This is a genomic window from Bacillus sp. HSf4 (assembly GCF_029537375.1).
In the GTDB taxonomy this organism is placed as follows: Bacteria; Bacillota; Bacilli; order Bacillales; family Bacillaceae; genus Bacillus; species Bacillus sonorensis_A.
In genome coordinates this window covers 2,773,700-2,792,442 of sequence record NZ_CP120679.1, presented here as the reverse complement: position 1 = coordinate 2,792,442, position 18,743 = coordinate 2,773,700, and the positions used below count along the sequence as shown (strand labels likewise).

General features: G+C 37.6%; 20 protein-coding genes, 4 pseudogenes and 1 riboswitch. Of the genes and pseudogenes, 22 read left to right on the top strand and 2 right to left on the bottom strand.

Annotated elements, in window-relative coordinates; all coding sequences use genetic code 11:
* Positions 1-29: 29 nt before the first annotated feature.
* Genes P3X63_RS14430 through P3X63_RS14415 form a run of 4 tightly spaced genes read left to right on the top strand, consistent with a single transcriptional unit; the run spans position 30 to position 3,770 of the window.
* Complete coding sequence (locus tag P3X63_RS14430) at positions 30-1,004, top strand: asparaginase (RefSeq protein WP_277691172.1); 975 nt, start codon at positions 30-32, stop codon at positions 1,002-1,004.
* Between the two features lie 17 nt (positions 1,005-1,021).
* On the top strand, positions 1,022-1,411 hold the full coding sequence (locus tag P3X63_RS14425) for a RidA family protein (RefSeq protein ID WP_026587963.1): 390 nt from the start codon (positions 1,022-1,024) through the stop codon (positions 1,409-1,411).
* Positions 1,408-2,514 (top strand): D-TA family PLP-dependent enzyme, encoded by a 1,107-nt coding sequence (locus tag P3X63_RS14420; RefSeq protein ID WP_077736381.1) that lies wholly within the window; start codon positions 1,408-1,410, stop codon positions 2,512-2,514. The genes P3X63_RS14425 and P3X63_RS14420 overlap by 4 nt, the downstream gene beginning before the upstream one ends.
* A gap of 23 nt (positions 2,515-2,537) precedes the next feature.
* Positions 2,538-3,770, top strand: a complete 1,233-nt coding sequence (locus P3X63_RS14415) for an alanyl-tRNA editing protein (protein ID WP_277691171.1) — start codon at positions 2,538-2,540, stop codon at positions 3,768-3,770.
* Between the two features lie 105 nt (positions 3,771-3,875).
* Here P3X63_RS14415 and P3X63_RS14410 read toward each other — a convergent pair.
* Positions 3,876-4,180: pseudogene (locus P3X63_RS14410) on the bottom strand (sigma factor-like helix-turn-helix DNA-binding protein); the annotation flags it as partial.
* A gap of 123 nt (positions 4,181-4,303) precedes the next feature.
* On the opposite strand from P3X63_RS14410, the pseudogene P3X63_RS14405 reads away from it, so the two are divergent.
* From P3X63_RS14405 to P3X63_RS14355, 11 genes and pseudogenes are all read left to right on the top strand, one after another.
* A pseudogene (locus P3X63_RS14405) lies at positions 4,304-4,750 on the top strand (ABC transporter ATP-binding protein); the annotation flags it as partial.
* Positions 4,751-5,278: 528 nt separating this feature from the next.
* Positions 5,279-5,539, top strand: coding sequence for a poly-gamma-glutamate hydrolase family protein (locus P3X63_RS22910; protein ID WP_077736383.1), 261 nt, complete (start codon positions 5,279-5,281; stop codon positions 5,537-5,539).
* Positions 5,458-5,730, top strand: a pseudogene (locus P3X63_RS22905) (substrate-binding domain-containing protein); the annotation flags it as partial. The gene P3X63_RS22910 and the pseudogene P3X63_RS22905, both read left to right, overlap by 82 nt.
* A 234-nt stretch (positions 5,731-5,964) precedes the next feature.
* Positions 5,965-6,537, top strand: a complete 573-nt coding sequence (locus P3X63_RS14390; protein ID WP_043928354.1) for a TetR/AcrR family transcriptional regulator — start codon at positions 5,965-5,967, stop codon at positions 6,535-6,537.
* A 95-nt stretch (positions 6,538-6,632) separates the two neighbouring features.
* Entirely contained in the window at positions 6,633-7,157 is a 525-nt protein-coding gene (locus tag P3X63_RS14385; RefSeq protein WP_277691170.1) for an OsmC family protein, read from the top strand.
* Between the two features lie 203 nt (positions 7,158-7,360).
* Positions 7,361-8,650 (top strand): homocysteine synthase, encoded by a 1,290-nt coding sequence (locus P3X63_RS14380; RefSeq protein WP_077736386.1) that lies wholly within the window; start codon positions 7,361-7,363, stop codon positions 8,648-8,650.
* A 742-nt stretch (positions 8,651-9,392) separates the two neighbouring features.
* Entirely contained in the window at positions 9,393-9,866 is a 474-nt protein-coding gene (locus P3X63_RS14375; RefSeq protein ID WP_277691169.1) for an Lrp/AsnC family transcriptional regulator, read from the top strand.
* 12 nt (positions 9,867-9,878) lie between these two features.
* Positions 9,879-10,643: an azaleucine resistance protein AzlC gene (gene azlC / locus P3X63_RS14370; protein ID WP_077736388.1), complete on the top strand. Its 765-nt coding sequence runs from the start codon at positions 9,879-9,881 to the stop codon at positions 10,641-10,643.
* The gene (locus P3X63_RS14365) at positions 10,640-10,972 is read left to right on the top strand and encodes a branched-chain amino acid transporter permease (protein ID WP_076762672.1); all 333 of its coding nucleotides are present in this window, start codon (positions 10,640-10,642) and stop codon (positions 10,970-10,972) included. The genes azlC and P3X63_RS14365 overlap by 4 nt, the downstream gene beginning before the upstream one ends.
* Positions 10,973-11,012: 40 nt before the next feature.
* The gene (locus P3X63_RS14360) at positions 11,013-11,144 is read left to right on the top strand and encodes a hypothetical protein (protein WP_256860378.1); all 132 of its coding nucleotides are present in this window, start codon (positions 11,013-11,015) and stop codon (positions 11,142-11,144) included.
* 164 nt (positions 11,145-11,308) lie between these two features.
* Positions 11,309-11,554: a Rok-like winged helix domain-containing protein gene (locus tag P3X63_RS14355; RefSeq protein WP_277691166.1), complete on the top strand. Its 246-nt coding sequence runs from the start codon at positions 11,309-11,311 to the stop codon at positions 11,552-11,554.
* Between the two features lie 150 nt (positions 11,555-11,704).
* Here P3X63_RS14355 and P3X63_RS14350 read toward each other — a convergent pair.
* Positions 11,705-12,013 (bottom strand): annotated as a pseudogene (locus P3X63_RS14350) (sigma-70 family RNA polymerase sigma factor); the annotation flags it as partial.
* A 329-nt stretch (positions 12,014-12,342) separates the two neighbouring features.
* Positions 12,343-12,446, top strand: a riboswitch (TPP riboswitch).
* 77 nt (positions 12,447-12,523) lie between these two features.
* On the opposite strand from P3X63_RS14350, the gene P3X63_RS14345 reads away from it, so the two are divergent.
* The 7 genes from P3X63_RS14345 (at position 12,524) to P3X63_RS14315 (ending at position 18,607) form a co-directional block, all read left to right on the top strand.
* On the top strand, positions 12,524-12,970 hold the full coding sequence (locus P3X63_RS14345) for a nucleoside 2-deoxyribosyltransferase (RefSeq protein ID WP_242792879.1): 447 nt from the start codon (positions 12,524-12,526) through the stop codon (positions 12,968-12,970).
* A 14-nt stretch (positions 12,971-12,984) separates the two neighbouring features.
* On the top strand, positions 12,985-13,992 hold the full coding sequence (locus tag P3X63_RS14340) for a thymidylate synthase (protein ID WP_277691162.1): 1,008 nt from the start codon (positions 12,985-12,987) through the stop codon (positions 13,990-13,992).
* Entirely contained in the window at positions 13,992-14,750 is a 759-nt protein-coding gene (locus P3X63_RS14335; protein WP_277691159.1) for a class I SAM-dependent methyltransferase, read from the top strand. The genes P3X63_RS14340 and P3X63_RS14335 overlap by 1 nt, the downstream gene beginning before the upstream one ends.
* 14 nt (positions 14,751-14,764) lie before the next feature.
* A complete protein-coding gene (thiD, locus tag P3X63_RS14330; RefSeq protein ID WP_077736391.1) occupies positions 14,765-15,583 on the top strand; it encodes a bifunctional hydroxymethylpyrimidine kinase/phosphomethylpyrimidine kinase in 819 nt (272 codons plus the stop codon).
* A gap of 11 nt (positions 15,584-15,594) precedes the next feature.
* Entirely contained in the window at positions 15,595-16,830 is a 1,236-nt protein-coding gene (locus tag P3X63_RS14325; protein WP_277691156.1) for an HAD-IIA family hydrolase, read from the top strand.
* 762 nt (positions 16,831-17,592) lie between these two features.
* Complete coding sequence (locus P3X63_RS14320) at positions 17,593-18,024, top strand: MarR family winged helix-turn-helix transcriptional regulator (protein WP_256860473.1); 432 nt, start codon at positions 17,593-17,595, stop codon at positions 18,022-18,024.
* Positions 18,014-18,607: a GNAT family N-acetyltransferase gene (locus tag P3X63_RS14315; protein WP_277691154.1), complete on the top strand. Its 594-nt coding sequence runs from the start codon at positions 18,014-18,016 to the stop codon at positions 18,605-18,607. Before P3X63_RS14320 ends, P3X63_RS14315 begins: the two co-directional genes overlap by 11 nt.
* Positions 18,608-18,743: the final 136 nt, after the last annotated feature.

The following is an 18,743-nucleotide window of genomic DNA, read 5'->3' as shown; positions in this document are numbered from 1 at the left end:
AACCTTTAATATGAAAATGGGGAGTTAATATGGAAAACAAGAAAATCATTTTGCTGAGTACCGGCGGTACAATTGCAAGTAAGCCTGATCCTGAAACAGGTCTATTAGAAGCAGGTGCTATGACAGGTGAAGAGCTTTCTGAAATGTGCCGACTGCCTTCTCATATAGATATTGAAATTAAGTCAGTCTTTCAATTACCCAGCAGCCATATGACATTTCATCACCTTAAAATTTTAAAAGAAAATATAGAGAGTTTTTTCCGGAATGAAGATGTTGCCGGAATTGTGATATCGCATGGGACAGATACCCTTGAAGAGACTTCGTATTTCCTTGATCTGGTTATTTCTGATGAAAGGCCGGTTGTGTTAACAGGGTCACAAAGAGGACCGACACTTGACGGTACAGATGCATTTGTGAACCTAAGACAAGCTTTCTTATTAGCGGCACATCCTGATGCGAGAAGCTTAGGGGTAACAGTGTTGTTTAATGAGAGGGTCTTTGCTGCTCGATATGTGAAAAAACAGCATGCGTCAAATGTTGATGGTTTTTTCTCACCGGGATTCGGTTATTTGGGAACGGCCGATCAAGATGAGATCGCAATTCATCAAAGATTAATCAAGCGTGAGACGTATCAGCTGATTCAACCATTGCCAAATGTAGAACTCATTAAGTGTTCACTTGGATCAGACGGAAAGTTTATAGATTATGCAGCCGAGTGCGGGAGTGCAGGAATCATTATTGAGGCGCCGGGAAGAGGCCATACGGCTCCGGCAATTTTAGAAAGTGCAAAGAAAGCCGCAGAGAAAGGAATTACTGTCGTTCTGACAACAAGTGCTGACGAAGGTGAAGTCAAGGGAGTATATGGATTCCAAGGAAGTGCTTCAACATATGCAGATGTCGGAATCATACTAGGCGGCAGCTATGACAGTAAGAAAGCAAGGATCAAACTGGCTGTTTTGCTGGCTGCTGACCAGAAGATTGATGAGGCTAGCTTTAAATACTAGGAATGGGGGAGATTATATTGAAGTCTGTACACACGAAATATTCAACACGTGATGGAGGCCATTACGTGCCAGCTATGGAACACAATGATGTTCTCTATATTTCAGGGCAGCTGTCGATGAATCCGGAAACGGGGAAAATTCCAGCTGGGGGCATAAAAGAAGAAGCAAAACAGGCATTGGCAAATATGGAGCTTGTCCTCAAGGAACGGGGATTAGCCAAGGAAGATGTGATATTATGCAGACTTTATACCCCAGATGTCAAGTATTGGCCGGATATCAATGAGGTTTATGCTCATTTCTTCGGCAATCATAAACCGGCAAGAGTAGTTGTTCCATCAAATCATTTATATGCCGGATGTCTGGTGGAAGTTGAAGCCATTGCAGCGATAAAGGAGGGGGCACAATGAATGATTTACAATTAGATACACCAGCTCTTTTAATCGATAAAGACGTGATGTTAAGCAATATGAAGGATATGCAAAATTACGCTAACGAACAGAAGGTAAGCTTACGCCCTCATACAAAAACACATAAAATGCCTAAATTAGCTAAACTGCAAGAAGAAATGGGAGCTGTAGGAATCGCTGTAGCGAAAGTAGGAGAAGCTGAAGTGATGGCCAGAAATGGCTTAAAAGATATCTTTATCGCAAATGAAATTGTTGGGAAACCAAAGCTTGAACGTATTAGAAAACTATCTGAAACGATTGATATCTCTTTTGGAATCGATAGTGCGTATCAAGTACGTGAAATTGAAGAAGTATTTGAAGGAGCCACAAAGAAAGCCCAAGTGTTAGTGGAAATTGAAGTAGGAGAACAACGCTCCGGGATTATTGAAGAAGATGATTTTCGTACTTTATTAGAATTAATCAAAACGTGTCAAAATGTCGAGCTTAAAGGAATCTTCTCACATGACGGACATTCTTATAAAGCGAAAAGTATAGCACATTGTAAAGAAATCTATAAAGAAAGTGTAGAACGAACATTACATTTCGCCCGAATTGCGGAAGAAATGAATCTAAAGCCGAAAGTGGTTAGTATTGGCTCTACTCCTCCCTTCATGTTTAAGTTTGATATTCCAGAAGGGGTTACAGAAATTAGACCTGGCACTTACATTTTTATGGACGCCTCACAAGCAAATGTAATTGGTACGTATGATCGCTGTGCTGCTTCTGTGCTCACAACCGTGATTAGTAAACCAACAAAAGAACGAGTCATTACAGATGTAGGGGCTAAGGGAATTACTGCCCAAACACGAAGCGAAGGGCTTACTGCAACCAAAGGGCTTGGCCGTATCAAAGAATACGAGGACGTTTATATTCATGGCGTATTCGACGAACATGCTATTATTTATCATGAAGAATTCAACAAAAAAGTAAGCATTGGAGATAAGGTGCGAATTATTCCAAATCATATCTGTCCAGTATGTAACTTGCACGATAAAGCCTATCTAGTCGATAATGGAGAGGTTGTAGACGAATTAAATATTGAAGGTAGAGGAAGACTTCAATAATTTAAAAAATAAGGGGAGATGGCATGAGTCCGAATCATCACAAACTTTTTTACAAAGATCCCTATCTTAAAACGTTTAAAACGAAAATCTTGAAACAACAACAGGACAAAAAAGGTGATGTTTATATTACCCTAGAGGAAACAGCGTTTTATCCAACAGGCGGGGGCCAGCCTCATGATACAGGAACATTGAACGGAGTCAAAGTTTTAAACGTTGAAGAGATAGATGGAGAAATTCGTCATTATGTAGAAAGGCCTTTGCCGCATTTAAATGATCAGGTGGTTGGGGTTATTGATTGGGAACGTCGTTTTGATCACATGCAACAGCACACCGGGCAGCATATTTTGTCGGCGGCATTCGCGCAGTTGTATGATCTTCATACAGTTGGATTCCATCTTGGAAATGATACGGTTACCATTGACCTTGATGTATCAGAATTAACAGAGGAAATGGCAGGCAAAGCAGAGAAGCTTGCAAACGAGATCATAATGGAAAATAGGTCCATCGTCGCGAAGTGGGTAGAATATGATGACTTAGTAAATTATCCGATTCGTAAACTCCCATCTGTAAAAGAAAATATTCGTCTTGTCATGATTGATGAATTTGATTACAACGGATGCGGCGGAACACACCCGAGCGCTACAGGAGAAGTCGGAGCAATAAAAGTATTGAATTGGGAAAGACAGAGGAAAAAAATTCGTCTGTATTTTGTATGCGGTAATCGGGTCATAACCCAATTCGATCAAAAACAAAAAGCAATCGTTGAATTGACTGGATTACTTAATCGTCCTGAAGGGGAATTAAGCGAAGCTGTCAAACGGTTACTAGAAAATGTAAAGAAGCTAGACAAAGCGCTTCTAGAATCTAATGAAAAAAACCTTCAGTATGAAGCCAATGAATTATTAGCAAAAAGCGCAATTGAAAATGATACTGTAATGGTGATAGAAACGTTTTCAGATCGATCGCTTCAAGAACTTCAAAAGTTAGCAAAAATGATCGCTGATCGAGAAAAACGGTCCCTTATTTTTTTCTTATCAGAGAACGATCATCGCTTCCAATTGGTTTGCGGGCGAGGAGAAGCAAATAAAATGAACATGAGAGACCTAATGCAAGAAACCCTTTCCCTCATTGATGGAAAAGGCGGAGGAAATAAAATGTTCGCTCAAGGTGGAGGGACTGCTTCATTAACAAAAGAGGAATTTATGAAAAAGGTTATGAACATTATAGCAACACAAGTAAACCCAGAAGAAAATTAAAAGGTAACTTCAACAGGCCTCTGTAATTGGATAACAAGCTCCCGCTTTATTGAGGGCCTGGTGGAAAGAAATAGAAGCCGGTGTTTTAGGCCGGCTTCCATGACATCATTTCCCCTTCGGCTTCTTCCGCTTCTCCTTCTCCGCCCGGTAAAACTCATGAAACATCTTCATCAGCGCCCGCTTTTCGCGACATATAGCTCCGCGAAATCCCAAGCTCCTTCGCGATTTCACGCTGCGTTTTTTCTTTCTTCAAATCAAGGCCGAAGCGGCCGACGATGACTTCTTTTTCTCTGCCGTCCAGGATGTCGATGTATTTTTTGACTTTTTCAAGCTCTGTGCCTGAGCTGGATGGTGTCGATGACGTCTTCGTTTTCAGATTTTAAGACATCGATGAGTGAAATTTCAATGCCACTCACAGGTTATCCGTTTTTGTTTCGTTAAAGTGATAAAGGATTAATCGGTTTTGTTTAGGGAGCTTACTGTTACCGGATACTCCAAAGTCAGTTATTGCAATGAATATGCCTATTATAATTGCTTTACAAGCAACGGGGGAGGAGCTGTGCAATCGGACGCTTGATGCCATTTCGGGCGGACAAAGGCAGAGAGCCTGGATTTCCACGTCTTTGGCGCAAGGCACGGATCTGCTTCTGCTTGACGAGCCTGCAACTTTTTTGGATATCGCGCATCAGATCGAATTATTGGAGCTGTTAAAACAACTGAATCGGGAGCATGGGCGTACAATTGTCATGGTATTGCAGGATTTGAATCAGGCCTCACAGTACGCCGATTATTTAATCAGCATATTGGACGGGAAAGTATACAGCGCCGGTGCTCCTGTTGAAGTATTTACACCAGAGCTGTTCCGAGACGTTTTTGGACTTGAATGCTGCATTATGAAAAGCCCGGTCGATCAAAAGCCGATGTGTCTGCCGACCGGATTATGCGGTAGAGCTCTTGTAAAAACAGGGCAAAATAGTTAGGCACAATGCGAAATATTTACGCTTGGAACAGATCTTTCGCTTGTCATTGTATTCTCTCAAACACTATTACGTAATAAAAAGACAGGCTCACGAAAAAGTGTCCGTCTTTTATGTTTTTATATTCAGTTTTAGTGGATTACTGTATTATTCTTTCGCGTGTATTCACACAGATAAGGAATATATTTTTTCACTGGTTGTTTGGCTGGTGGGGTATGCTGCCGTTATGATTTCATTTATGATTATCAATAAATAACAGCTGAGGGGAAGATAGTATGGCATATAGAATCTTTAATGATCGTGCAGATGATAAAAGCTACTCACTCCACCGTCCAATGCTTCAAAGGTACGCGGAGCGAGCGTGTTATTCGTTTCTTTCCTAGTGTTGTTTACTTCTGTAAATATCACCTATGCTTCTGACAAGTATCGGAATTTCGCTGAACTTAAAGAGGGCGAAGACCCTGCGAGTTATAATATCTTTACTAGGGATCTAGGAACTTCTGCTCTAATCTTCGCGCCGCCGGCGGAGGGATCGAAGGAGGGACAAGCGAGATTGCCAAAGAACTCAGCACTCATTTCTCGACTTACTTGTTTGAAGCCTTAAAAATTCCGGGAGCGTTGGACCTGCATATTACGAGTACGAACTTCGACGAGCCACAAGCCTTAGACATATTGAACAATCATGATTTTACGCTTTCAGTTGACGGGATATTTTTGCAAGTGATGATATCATGGCTGCAGGAGTTATTACGGAAGCCAAAAAACGTGGAAAAGACATTCCAGATCAATTAAAAGTGATCGGTTATGACGGCACAGAAACCATTCAGGCTATTCTGCCAGAATTGATTACTATCCAACAGCCGATTGAATTAATTTCCAAAACGGCCATTAAGATTTTAGAAAAACAAATTGAAGACAAATTTGATGATTTCCCACTTGAAACGTATTTGCCCGTACAGCTTTTCGAAGGTAGGACAACTTAAAAATTGCTGGAGTAGGTACTCTATTGTGTAATCGAGTAATATTATTTCTCCAAAATCAGGGAAGGGGTGTCTGTTTCGAGTTCATTCAGAATCGCAACTGTTCATTACATGAAAGTAATGTTCTGATGACTATACTGAATGATGGAAATATGAACCATTCCTAAATTACTTGGCAAAAACCTAATGGAATCATATAATATATAAACTAAACTTTGCGATTAAGGTGTGAGAAATTTGTCTAAAAAGCAAGAAATAATATCAGCTGCAAGAGAGATTATTTATTCTAAGGGATTTCAAGCAACCTCTATAAAAGATATTCTTATGGCTGCAGAAATTGGAAAAGGCCAATTTTATCATTACTTCTCATCTAAATATGATTTAGGATTAGCAGTAGTGGAATCTATAGTCCATGAATATCAAACAGAGTTAATATCAAATATTCTTCAGTCCGATAATACTCCAGTAAATAAGTTAAATATGATGCTGGACAGAACCCTTACTTTTCATACTGAAGTGAAGAATAAATCAGGTTGTCCTATTGGAAACTTAGCCATTGAAATGAGTGAGCATGATGAAACGTTTCGTGTGAAAATTCAACATTTATTTGAATGTTGGATAGGGGCTATAGAGACTACATTAAATGAAATGGTTGAACAAGGTCTGTTAGATTCCTTTGATACTAAAAAAGATGCTCAAGCAATTGTAGCTATGATTGAAGGAGGAATTTTGTTAATGAAAAACCAACAAAACGTCAACTTTTTAAGTGACATTATAGAAGTAATCCGAAAACAATTTAATCTAGAATAGTCAACTGTTTTTTTCTTGCAACATTGTTTTTCTTATGTTAAGTTCTTTTTGTACCGACTGGTAGGTATAATTCCGTACTGAAGGAGAGATAAACAATGGCAAAATTAAATGGTGTTGATATGAGTATTATTGAAGGTTTAGTGGAGCAATACAAAAAAAATCCTGCTGAAGGTACTGGAAGTTGGTCATCTTCTGTAAAATGGGATAATGGATTCCATGTTGAGGCAAAAGCAGGTGATCATGCTCCTATTCATGTTGATGAGCCAAAATGGTTAGCAGGTTCCAATAAGGGAGCGAACCCAGTGGAATATTTATTAAGCGCAATAGGTTCTTGCTTGTCAGTGGGGTTTATTGCAAATGCTAGTGGAATGGGAATCAAGATAATCTCGTTAGAAGTAGAGGTTTCAGGACAACTAGATTTGAATGTCTTTTTAGGATTAAAAGAAGGAAATCCTGGTTTTGATGAAATCAATGCACATTTTAATATCGATAGTGATGCGGATGAACATCAGATTGAAGAACTTGTTGCACAGGCCATGAAACTTTCACCTGTAAAAAATACAATCCAAAGAAATGTTCATGTTCAGGCATCTTTAAGTCACAATAAGAAGAAAGAATAATTATAAGAGTATTTTTCAATAGTTACTGTACCGAATAGTAGGTACAGTTAGGTGTGAAATAAAAAAGTTAGAGGGGAAAATTATGAATCAGAACGATAGTTTATACAAAGAATCACAAACAAAATGGGGAGTAGAGAAGTAAACTCTGTGATATCATTACGCAATATTCAAAATATAAAGACGAGTGAAACGAGGGGGTAATGATGGAGAAAAAGCATTCATTAGGGTTTGAAACAATCGCTCTTCATGGAGGACAAGTACCTGACCCTACTACAAATTCTAGAGCAGTCCCTATTTATCAAACAAGCTCATATATTTTTAACGACACAGATCATGCTGCAGATTTGTTTTCTTTAAAAGAACCCGGAAATATTTATACACGTATCATGAATCCTACTCATGATGTTTTTGAGCAACGTGTTGCCCTAATGGAAGGCGGCGTAGGGGCATTAGCAACTTCATCGGGACAGTCAGCTATTACATATTCTATTTTGAACATAGCAGAAGCAGGAGATGAAATTATCGCTTCCAGCAGCCTGTATGGGGGGACCTATGCTTTATTTGCTCATACTTTGACAAAGCTTGGAATCAAATTTCACTTGGTTGATGTAGACGATCCAGCTCAATTTCAAGAAAAAATGAATGATAAAACAAAGGCTGTGTTTATAGAAACGATTGGAAATCCTCGAATTAATATTGCGGATATTCAAGCAATTGCCGATATTGCACATGCAAATAATGTTCCGCTTATCGTTGATAATACATTTGCCTCCCCATATTTATGCAGGCCGATTGAGTATGGCGCAGATATTGTGGTTCATTCAGCTACCAAATTTATTGGCGGCCATGGAACCTCTATCGGCGGTGTTATTGTAGATTCTGGAAAATTCAATTGGGCTAACGGAAAATTTTCAGGTTTGTCAGAACCAGATCTAAGTTATCATGGGCTAGTTTATACAGATGCACTGGGATCGCTAGCTTATATTACAAAAGCACGCGTTACGTTGCTTAGAGACATTGGAGCTTCCGCTTCGCCATTCAATACATTTATGTTTCTTCAGGGATTAGAAACTCTTCCTCTACGGATGGAGCGCCATGTAGAAAATGCCCTTAAGGTTGCACAATTTTTAGAAAAACATCCCCATGTCTCATGGGTTAATTATCCAGGCCTTGCATCAAACCCTTATCACGAACTTGCTCAAAAGTATTTGCCAAAAGGAGCAGGATCCATTTTCACATTTGGTATTAAAGGCGGTGTGGAAGAAGGGAAGAAATTTATTAACAGCGTGAAGATTTTCAGTCATTTGGCGAATGTTGGCGATGCGAAATCACTGGTTATTCATCCTGCCAGCACGACCCATCAACAGCTGGATGAAGAAAGTCAGGTAAAAGCCGGTGTTACTCCGGATATGATTCGTCTTTCTATTGGTATTGAAACGATTGATGATATTCTTTACGATTTAGACAACGCTCTCCAAGTCAGTCAGCAATAACATTACCTGCAGCTCATCGCAAAGTAAATTTAAAAAACGTCATTCTATCATTACAAACCAATAGAATGGCGTTTTTAAATAGAAGAAACAACGGGTTTTTAAGAATTATTATGGTGTTATCATGTAACAGCTAGCATATTGAAGATCTCTATTGTACGTATAAGTCGCTAAGTTGGAGTATATGACGAAGGCTGCGCAAGAGCTTCTGTTTTTGCTCAAATAAAGATTAAGGTAAATCACCAGTAGATACTAGATCACTTTGTTCCGACTAATGCAGGAGAAGGGGGAGAATTTCTTGTAGAACTAGCGAAAACAGGATTTCTCTCGGCCCCTCTGTTACGATACGGGTTACTTATCTTGGTCGTCATTTTCACTTTCTTGGATATGGTCTTTTTGTTATTGTACTTACAAATCGTATACCGCTGAAGGAAATGGACATAGCTTGAAATTTATCAGACGACAACTACGACTTTCCCAGGCACAACAAAAGCATTTATTTTAATCAATAATTTTCCGAAAGAAAAAACTGCAGATATTTTAGTAGATTTACTTAATGTAATAGGGGCATCTGAAGCAATAGGACCAACCTGCACCAACTGGTCCAACAGGAGACATAAATAAATTTTATTCTCTGTATTATTGTTTTTTATAAATTTTATATAGTTATACATACTGATTACCGGCATAAAATACGTTAACATATCGATTAAACAATATATAAGATATTAATTGGAGGTTCGATATGGCGATTATTTTTGACGATTATGACAAGGCAATATTAAGAGAATTTCAGGAAGATGATTCCATATCAAATCTAAATTTATCAAAGAAAATTGGGCTTTCACCATCGGCATGTCTTGCAAGAACAAAAAACCTAGTAGAAACTGGTATGATTAAAAAGTTTACGACGATTGTTGATGAGAAAAAATTGGGGATTGAAGTCACAGCATTAGCACTCATCAATTTATCACCCCTGAATAGGGAAACCATTCATTCATTTTTAGAGGATATAAACAAATATCCACAGGCTCAAGAGTGCTACACACTGACAGGAAGCCATGACTACATGCTTAAGATTGTAGCAAAGGACATGGAGAGTTATCGAAACTTTATCATTGATTCATTAATGCAGAATCCGGCAATCAGTGAAGTTGATACAAGCATGGTTATGAGTACAGAAAAAAGGACGGTCAGTGTGCCAATTGACGAAGTTTAGGAGGTTATGGATTTGAATGAGAACAAGGATTCGTTAAATTTAAATTCTCTTAGGACATACAATCAAGTGAATAAAAGAATTCAAATATGGGCTGCATTTCGTGCGGCTTTTCCGCATACGGTTCCTATTTTGGCGGGTTTTGTATTTTTGGGGATTGCCTATGGGATCTATATGAATTCATTAGGGTTCAGCGCTATTTATCCAATCATCATGAGCTTTGCCATTTTTGCAGGGTCAATGGAGTTTGTCGCAGCCAATTTTTTGCTTGTGGCGTTCAACCCGATGAATGCTCTTTTTTTAACGTTAATGGTGAACGCACGCCATTTGTTTTATGGCATTTCTATGCTGGATAAGTATAGGGGAACCGGGAAGAAAAAGTTTTATCTGATTTACGGGATGTGTGATGAGTCTTTTTCTATCAATTGTACAGTTGATATTCCGAAGAATGTGGACAAGGGCTGGTTTATGTTCTTTGTAACACTGCTTAATCATTCTTATTGGGTGATAGGGGCAGCGATTGGCGGCATTTTTGGCTCTCTTGTCAAGTTCAACACAGAAGGGCTCGATTTTGTGATGACGGCTCTTTTTGTTGTGATTTTCATTGAACAGTGGATCAAAGAGAAACGGCACTTCAGCAATCTTGCAGGACTTGGACTTTCAGCAGTCAGCCTTATGATTTTTGGCGGAAGCAACTTCATTATTCCTGCGATGCTTGCTATTTTGGTGACGCTTACCGCTTTGAGAAAACCATTGGAGAAAGTTGAGGTTGCCCGATGACAATGAGTGTAACGCAGCAAATCATCACGATTGCCATAGTCGTGATAGGCACAATGCTGACAAGGTTTCTTCCATTTATGGTTTTCCCATCGGGTAAACCAACACCGAAGTATGTGCAGTATCTCGGTAAAGTACTGCCATCGGCAGTGTTAGGACTTTTGGTGATCTATTGTTTTAAGGATGTGAGCCTGCTTTCTGGCAGTCACGGGTTCCCTGAGCTTATTGCAGTAGGTGTAGTTGCACTGCTTCACTTCTGGAAGAAAAATATGCTCCTCTCCATAGCGGGAGGAACCGTTGTATATATGATTTTGGTACAATTGGTTTTTTGATCATACTGATTTGGATTTATGAAAAGCAAAGGGGCGGGGAATGGTGAAAAAGAAAATTGACGAGTCTCAAATCTATGAACAATACCGTGAACAAATTTATAAACAAGTAGAGAATGATCCGTATGCACAGTCGTTAGGAAGATGCCTGATCAAAGAGAAGCTTTGCGTATGAGGTTAGTAGAATTAGATAAACTTGAAATGTCAATACTTCTCTCGTTCTGATCAGTACGAGAGAAGATCTATGCACGTTTAAGAGAATTAGAACGACCTGAGTAAAGGGAAGAAGAATCCATCTTTATTTGAGGTCGTTGAACTAACAGCAAATGATGTAAAGAAATGCAACAAAAAAATGTAACATTAAAACGCATCGAACACCCAATCAATAAGGCAGGTGAGAAAAAAAGGCGACCGCGCAGAGTTGAATCAGAGACCTTACATGAAACAGCATTAAATATATTAAAGCAGCAGGAAAAGCCAATTAGAAGTATCAATCTGCAAAAGAAGATTGAAAAGAAAACTGGTAGACAAATCTCTAATATGACGGTATTTATGGATCAATTAAAGAAAAAAATCCAGAGATAAGAAAACCTCATAGAGGACGATATATTTTGGTGAGGACTTAAAAAATGGAGCGCTTGTAATACTGGGGGAATATAATTTTCATAAATTTCCACCTTTTTGAGGACCTAGTGAAAGAAATAGAAGCCGGAATTTTGGCCGGCTTCTACAGCGTTATTTCCCCTTCGCTTTTTTTCGTTTCTCCTTCTCCGCCCGGTAAAACTCATGAAACATCTTCATCAATGCCCGTTTTTCGATCCGCGACACATAGCTCCGCGAAATCCCGAGCTCTTTCGCGATCTCGCGCTGCGTTTTTTCTTTCTTCAAATCAAGGCCGAAGCGGCCGACGATGACTTCTTTTTCTCTGCCGTCGAGGATGTCGATGTATTTTTTGACTTTTTCAAGCTCCATGTTGAGCTGGATGGTGTCGATGACGTCTTCGTTTTCCGATTTGAGGACATCGATGAGGCTGATTTCAATGCCACTCACAGGTTATCCGTTTTTGTTGCGTTAAAGAGATAAACAATTAACTTGTTTTTTAGGGAGCTTACTGTTATCGGTTAATTTTATTAGGTAATATCCTTTTACTTGATGGGAAACTAAAACTAATTAAAAAATAGCGAACTATATCGGCATTTTTTGCTACTACATTAGAGAATCTCTCTAGGCGTAGCCATGACATGCCATCAAATGCAACTCATGGTTAACTTTCAAAAAAACTTTTGTCGGTTGATACGTAGGGTTCAACGTTAATCCTATCATTGTTTGACAAGTGGTATGGAATAGTTTAGAATTAAAGTAAATATTTATATTTTATCCACTGGGGGAGCTTTTAGAAGCTGAGAAGAGACATAAGTCCTGACCCTTTGAACCTGATTTGGTTAACACCAACGTAGGGAAGTGAAAAAATTAGAGAGATTTTTTTATCTTATCTATATTTAAGCCACTTTCCATATGAAAGTGGCTTTATTTATTTGAAAGGATGATATTAAAGTGACAACTAAAAAAGTTTTTTTAGCAGGGCCTTTTAAAAGTTTAGTAGATGAGAATACCGGATTGATGAGTTTACATGAAAGGGGAAAGTTAGAGTCGTTAATTTCTTTTTTTGAAAATGAAGGATGGTTAGTTCATAATGCCCATAAGCGAGAAGGATGGGGGAAAGATTTCATGACACCCCAACAATGCACTAAAATTGATTTTGATGAAATAAGCACTTGCGACCTTTTTGTAGCTTTTCCTGGCTCACCGGCTTCTCCTGGAACTCATATAGAAATTGGATGGGCTTCTGCCTTGAAAAAAAAGATAGTGTTATTACTAGAAAATGATAGGGATTATGCATTCTTAATCCAAGGGTTAAATGTAGTAGCTGATGTTGAATACATTAATTTTAAAGATACCGATGATTTATTAAAGAAGATTAAAAGTATCCTTATAAAATAAAGGGTGGAATCTAAATGAGAAAGAAAACTTTTCATGAAGCATATATGGAAACCCTGTATGACATCTATTACAACCCTGAATTTTTGAATTCACCGCGTGGACAAAAAAGCAAAGAAAAATTGAACTATCATCTGACCCTTGAAAATCCAATAGAACGTGTCACTTACTTACCCTCTAGAAAAACAAATATCGTGTTTAATTTTGCTGAAGTTTTATGGTATTTATCGGGGAATAACAACTTAGATTTTATTAGTTATTACAATAAAAAAATGCCTTTATATTCAATGAATAAAAAAACATTAACAGGTACTGCGTATGGGCCTAAAATATTTGAATTTGGAAACGCAAAATTAAATCAATGGAATAGAATAAAAAATCTTTTGACACAAGAAGACGTTGATTCAAAAAGGGCTTTTATTCAAATATTTGATGCCTCGGAACTCTTCGTTTCAGGAAACATTGATGTTTCTTGTACAATCGGTTTGCAATTTTTCATAAGAGAAAACAAGTTATACATGTCTTCCGTCATGCGTGCAAATGATGCATTTCGAGGAATGATTAGTGATCTGTTCTCTTTTACATTTATGCAAGAATTAATGGCGAGAGAACTTCGTTTAGAAGTCGGGGAATATTTCCATAATGTTGGTTCTATTCATATTTACGAATCGGACAACGAATGGGCAAAAACAGTACTTGAGGAAGCTAAAACCCATAATGATATCGCGGCTTTTGAATTTCCTAAAATGCCTGCCGGGAATAATTGGGCCTTCATCGAAACAGTTTTAGAATATGAGGTTTTGCTTAGAAAAGATCAAATTTCAATGTCAAAGCAGGATATTGAAACTCTAGACTTACCTGAATATTGGAAACAGATTCTTTTACTTTTCAGTATATATCAGCATATTGCTTATAAACGAGATATGGATCATTCTCTATTTCAAGGGTTACTTCCTATTTATCAATTTTTTGTTAGAAATAAGTGGTTTAATTACTTCTCAACTAAACAAAAGGGGGGAATTTAATGAAAACTTCTTGGAAAGAAGACAGTGTTGCTGGTAAATTCGATGCTTATAACGACGTTTTAGAACAAACATTAGGTTTTGAGTATGTTTTTCGTAAATTTGATAAAGCGGATATTAAAAAGGTGCTCGATTTTGGCTGTGGTCCCGGAAAGGTAGCATATAGGTTAGCTGAAAGAATAGATTGCAATGTAATCGCAGTAGATGAATCAAGTAAAATGTTAGATATAGCAAAGACAAAAAGAAAGCATCCACATGTTGACTATCATTTAATTGAACATGATAATCTTTCCTTCTTACCAGATCATTCAGTTGATGCTGCTATGGCCTGTTACGTCTTTATTAATACAGAGAGTGATCAACGTATCAAAAGAATCATGGATGAAATTTTTCGTGTGTTAAAACCGGGTGCTTCTTTTGTTATACTCGATACCAACCCTGATTCAACTGGAATAGAATTTTCAACCTTTCGCAACGGAATACCGGGGAAAGAATATTCTTATGGAGAAGAAAGAAATGAGTGGCTTCATGTTCCTGAACAAGCGGATTTAATTTTAAATGACTTTCATTGGCCGAAGTCAATGTACTATAAGCTTTTATCTAGTGCAGGTTTTGAAAGTGTAACTTTACTAGAACCAACGTTAAAGGAAATTGACGGAGAGCAGTTAAAGGCTATCGAACAAAAATTTAAATTTAATAATTGGAAAAGCGAAAAGGAATATCCACCTTTTATCATTTTTGAAGCGGTTAAACCTACCTAAAGGAGGAGTATAAGTTGACGGATATCTACAAAGCACTTTCGATTGCTGGAACAGATCCAACCGGGGGAGCAGGAATTCATGCAGACCTAAAAACCTTTCAGGAGCAGCAAGTATATGGAATGGCTGTTATTACATCAGTTGTTGCTCAAAACACACTTGGTGTGAAAAGTTTTGAGGAGGTATCTCTGAATAATATATCTCAGCAAATAGACTGTGTCATTGGAGACATAAAACCGGATGCTGTAAAAACCGGTATGCTTGCAAGTGTGGAAATTATTGAACTAATAGCTGAAAAATTAAAAGCGGCTAATATCCAATCGTATGTGATGGACCCAGTTATGGTTGCTAAAAGCGGACATCATCTGCTTCATAAGGATGCCGTTAATCATTTGAAAAAATTATTAATACCTCAAACAACTGTTATTACACCAAATATTCCAGAAGCGGAAGTAATCATCGGCAAATCAATAAAAACGATACAGCAGATGCGTGATGCTGCTAAAGAAATTGTGGAAGTATACGGGGCAAAGAGTGCTGTCGTAAAAGGGGGGCATATGAACGGAGAAGCTCGTGATATTATGTATTTTGATGAGGCCTTCGAGGAATTTGTTTCCCCTCGCTTTGATACAAAACATACCCATGGGACAGGCTGTACTTTTTCTGCTGTCATCACTGCAGAGCTAGCAAAGCAGCACAGTATACCAGAATCAGTAGCAACTGGAAAAGAATTTATTTCAGCAGCCATTAAACATCCTATAGGGATTGGGAAGGGACAAGGGCCTACAAATCATTTCGCGTATCGCTCAATTATTAATCAAGAGACAACTACTTAAGGAGTGTTACGATGATCTATAAGAAATATGATGTATTTTTATTCGATTTAGACGGAGTAATTTATATAGGAGACAAAGCTTTACCAGAAGCTGTTTCTTCTTTAAAACGCCTCCGTGAAGAAAAGAAATCCATTCGTTTTTTAACGAATGATCCCTGTGTTACAAGAGAAACGATTGTTAAAAGGCTTCATAAACTCGGTTTTTCAGCAAGTATTGATGAAGTGATTACTTCGGGGTGGGCAACAGCTAATTACCTTGTTAAGGCTGGAATAAAGAGAGCATATATATTAGGAAATGATGAACTTAAAAGCGAGATTCAAAAAGCTGGTATTGATCTTGAAGAAGACCTAGCAGAGGCTGTTGTCATTGGATGGGATCACAATATTACTTTTCAAGATATACATAAGGCGGTAAATCTCATCCGCAGTGGGGCTTCATTTATTGCTACAAATGGGGATAAAACATTTCCCACCGCTAAAGGACCAGCTCCAGCTACAGGTGCCATAGTTGAGGCTGTTAAAACGGGAGCAGATAAAGAGCCCATCATCATTGGAAAGCCGGAGTCTTCAATATTTGAAAAAGTACTTGAGTCCTTTGAAGATAGAGAAAGATGCGTCATGATTGGAGATTCACCTGAGACAGATATTATTGGAGCGAACCGAATGGGTATATCTTCTATCTTAGTTTCTGATCAAAATACTTTATTTCCTGTAGAACATGACTTTAGAAATCCAGATGTTGTGATCCGCGATTTGAAGTATTTGTTCGATAGTGAAGTTATGATAGAAGTACGTGAGAAACCAGATTATCAATGGACAGAACAAGTTAAAGCTGGAGTCGCTGGAATAATAATCAAAGAATCAAGTTCGGTTTTATTAATGAAGCGTGCTGATAATGGTCAATGGGGCATACCTTCAGGACATGTGGAACCTGGTGAATCAGTTGAACAAGCGATAATAAGAGAAATAAAAGAGGAAACCGGATTAACTGTTAAAGTCTCTAAAATGATTGGAGTTTATTCAGATCCAAGCTCACAGACATTTATTTACCCTGACGGAAGAGTCAGTCACTTTATTACCAACTGTTTTCAATGTGAAGTGATTGGAGGAGAATTGAAAAAATCCACAGAGGAGGCTTTAGAAATTAGGTATTTTAATATCCACGAGTTACCAGAAAATCTACTGCCAATGCACCCTAGGTGGTTGGAGGATGCCTTAGCACAGAAAGACCTTGCTTTTATTCGTTAAGTTAACTTTATATTTTCCATTAGTAAGATGAAATATGCTAACAATTGTAAAGGGAATCAAATAGAGAAGATGCCAAAGATTAAATTGGTATCTTTTTTGTTTTTCATCCCTACAGGTTTATCCTTGATGCAGTATCAGTGACTATTTTGCACACAAAATGAATGTAACTTTATGCAAACATAGAGATTGAATGGGCCTCCACGTTTGAAATATAGGATCGGAAAAAACAAAGAATTGCAAAATGAAAAAAGACTGGCATGCCGAATTGGGAACGTTAGGCTCTCCATTTTTTAACCATAATTCATATAAACGTAAAGAAATGGTGCAAAGTGAATATACGAGTGTAATGAGAATAAGCTTTCATAACCAATGATATGGATTCACTATGTTGAGGGTCTAACTTAGAAAACCATACCAAAACATCTCGGTATGGTTTTTTATATTATAATTATTCAATCCCAAAACAACTTTATTTGGACTGGGAAGATTATTCTTCCCAATTTAAGAGTTTTTATTTTAATATATAGAAAGAAAATCATTTTCCATATATGAGGGACTCGATCTAGATAAAGATACCAAGCAGTGTTGGTATCTTTTTTATTTGTGCTTTTACATTATTCAATCTCTGTATTTGGTATCATTAATTAGATAAAACTTTGTCTAGAACAGAAGTCGTCTCATAAGGAGTATCAGTTGATCAAATTTAGTTAAGTGATTATAATTAAATTGACTTAATTACTTAGGGGTGATTTGGTGAATCTCATGCATGCACTAGATAAATCGTATTACGAATGGGCTTTGAAAAATCTCCGTGCAATGAATAAAGATAATGTCTATAAGAACCTAACCTATAACAGCTTATTATATTTAGAGATGATTCTATACAACGAAAATTGTACAGCTAGTTTTTTAGCTGATACACTCCATGTGGCTCGTTCAGCTGTAACTGTGAAAATTAATGAGTTAGTCTCTAAAGGTTTGGTAATCAAAACACCTAGTAAAACAGATAAACGTGTAAGCTACTTGAAAGTCAGTCCTGCAGTTGCTAAAGATTATATAAGAATGGACGATTCCTTACTAGCTGCCACGAAAGAAATTGAACAGACTTATAGCAAGGAAGAAATTAAGGCATTTACAGAAATGCTTGAAATTATTCAAAAGCATTATACGAGAGGGGATAAGTATGAAAAGTAATGTATTGAATCACAATGATATTTACCTTCAAAAAGTGCCTATTAATAATCTCCAAACTCTATTCAACTATGTTTACATGGATTTTTCTTTCTTGAAGGGTACTTTTCCTTCAAGAATCATAAACTCTGCTATAAAAAAAGGTATTTTACACCCGGTATATCTCACGAATGGGTCTGACATATTTGGATATGCTCTATATCAAGATGTGCCCAAGTTGAATTGTATACATGTTCTATTTCTTGCAGTTTTGCCTGAGTACCGTTCGACTGGATTAGGTAGTGTTCTTCTTGCTCGTTTGAATGGAATAGCAGAGAATGGCCTCATTTTAGAAGTGGAAGACCCTGAAACGGCGAAGAGCGAAGAAGAATTGGCGATTCAGACTCGTCGCATCACTTTTTATCAAAGGAATGATTTTCATCTTATTGATGATGTGAAGTTTAGTCATTTTGGTTATGCTATTCGAGTGATGACCAATTTTAATCCTCCTAATCAGGACTGGCTTAAATTTCATCGGAATTTGTACAATCGTGTTTATCGAATTTGCGGAGTGCCTTTGTCTACATTTACACTTAAAAATCGATAAAATTAAAAGAACCCTACATCTAGATGGGAAAGTTAGGACGGATATTGTTTTGGCTCACCATTTTTTAACCATAATTGATATAAACGTATAGAAATGATGGCAAATGAATATAAGGATTGTAGTGAAAACAAGCTTC

What these genes read in the sequence shown, in the direction of transcription:
- P3X63_RS14420 (WP_077736381.1), top strand. Translation starts at nt 1,408, where the DNA reads ATGAATGATTTACAATTAGATACACCAGCTCTTTTAATCGATAAAGAC.
- P3X63_RS14430 (WP_277691172.1), top strand. Translation starts at nt 30, where the DNA reads ATGGAAAACAAGAAAATCATTTTGCTGAGTACCGGCGGTACAATTGCA.
- P3X63_RS14320 (WP_256860473.1), top strand. Translation starts at nt 17,593, where the DNA reads ATGCATGCACTAGATAAATCGTATTACGAATGGGCTTTGAAAAATCTC.
- P3X63_RS14415 (WP_277691171.1), top strand. Translation starts at nt 2,538, where the DNA reads ATGAGTCCGAATCATCACAAACTTTTTTACAAAGATCCCTATCTTAAA.
- P3X63_RS14335 (WP_277691159.1), top strand. Translation starts at nt 13,992, where the DNA reads ATGAAAACTTCTTGGAAAGAAGACAGTGTTGCTGGTAAATTCGATGCT.
- P3X63_RS14325 (WP_277691156.1), top strand. Translation starts at nt 15,595, where the DNA reads ATGATCTATAAGAAATATGATGTATTTTTATTCGATTTAGACGGAGTA.
- P3X63_RS14315 (WP_277691154.1), top strand. Translation starts at nt 18,014, where the DNA reads ATGAAAAGTAATGTATTGAATCACAATGATATTTACCTTCAAAAAGTG.
- P3X63_RS14375 (WP_277691169.1), top strand. Translation starts at nt 9,393, where the DNA reads ATGGCGATTATTTTTGACGATTATGACAAGGCAATATTAAGAGAATTT.
- P3X63_RS14360 (WP_256860378.1), top strand. Translation starts at nt 11,013, where the DNA reads ATGGTGAAAAAGAAAATTGACGAGTCTCAAATCTATGAACAATACCGT.
- P3X63_RS14340 (WP_277691162.1), top strand. Translation starts at nt 12,985, where the DNA reads ATGAGAAAGAAAACTTTTCATGAAGCATATATGGAAACCCTGTATGAC.
- P3X63_RS14365 (WP_076762672.1), top strand. Translation starts at nt 10,640, where the DNA reads ATGACAATGAGTGTAACGCAGCAAATCATCACGATTGCCATAGTCGTG.
- P3X63_RS14380 (WP_077736386.1), top strand. Translation starts at nt 7,361, where the DNA reads ATGGAGAAAAAGCATTCATTAGGGTTTGAAACAATCGCTCTTCATGGA.
- P3X63_RS14385 (WP_277691170.1), top strand. Translation starts at nt 6,633, where the DNA reads ATGGCAAAATTAAATGGTGTTGATATGAGTATTATTGAAGGTTTAGTG.
- P3X63_RS14355 (WP_277691166.1), top strand. Translation starts at nt 11,309, where the DNA reads ATGCAACAAAAAAATGTAACATTAAAACGCATCGAACACCCAATCAAT.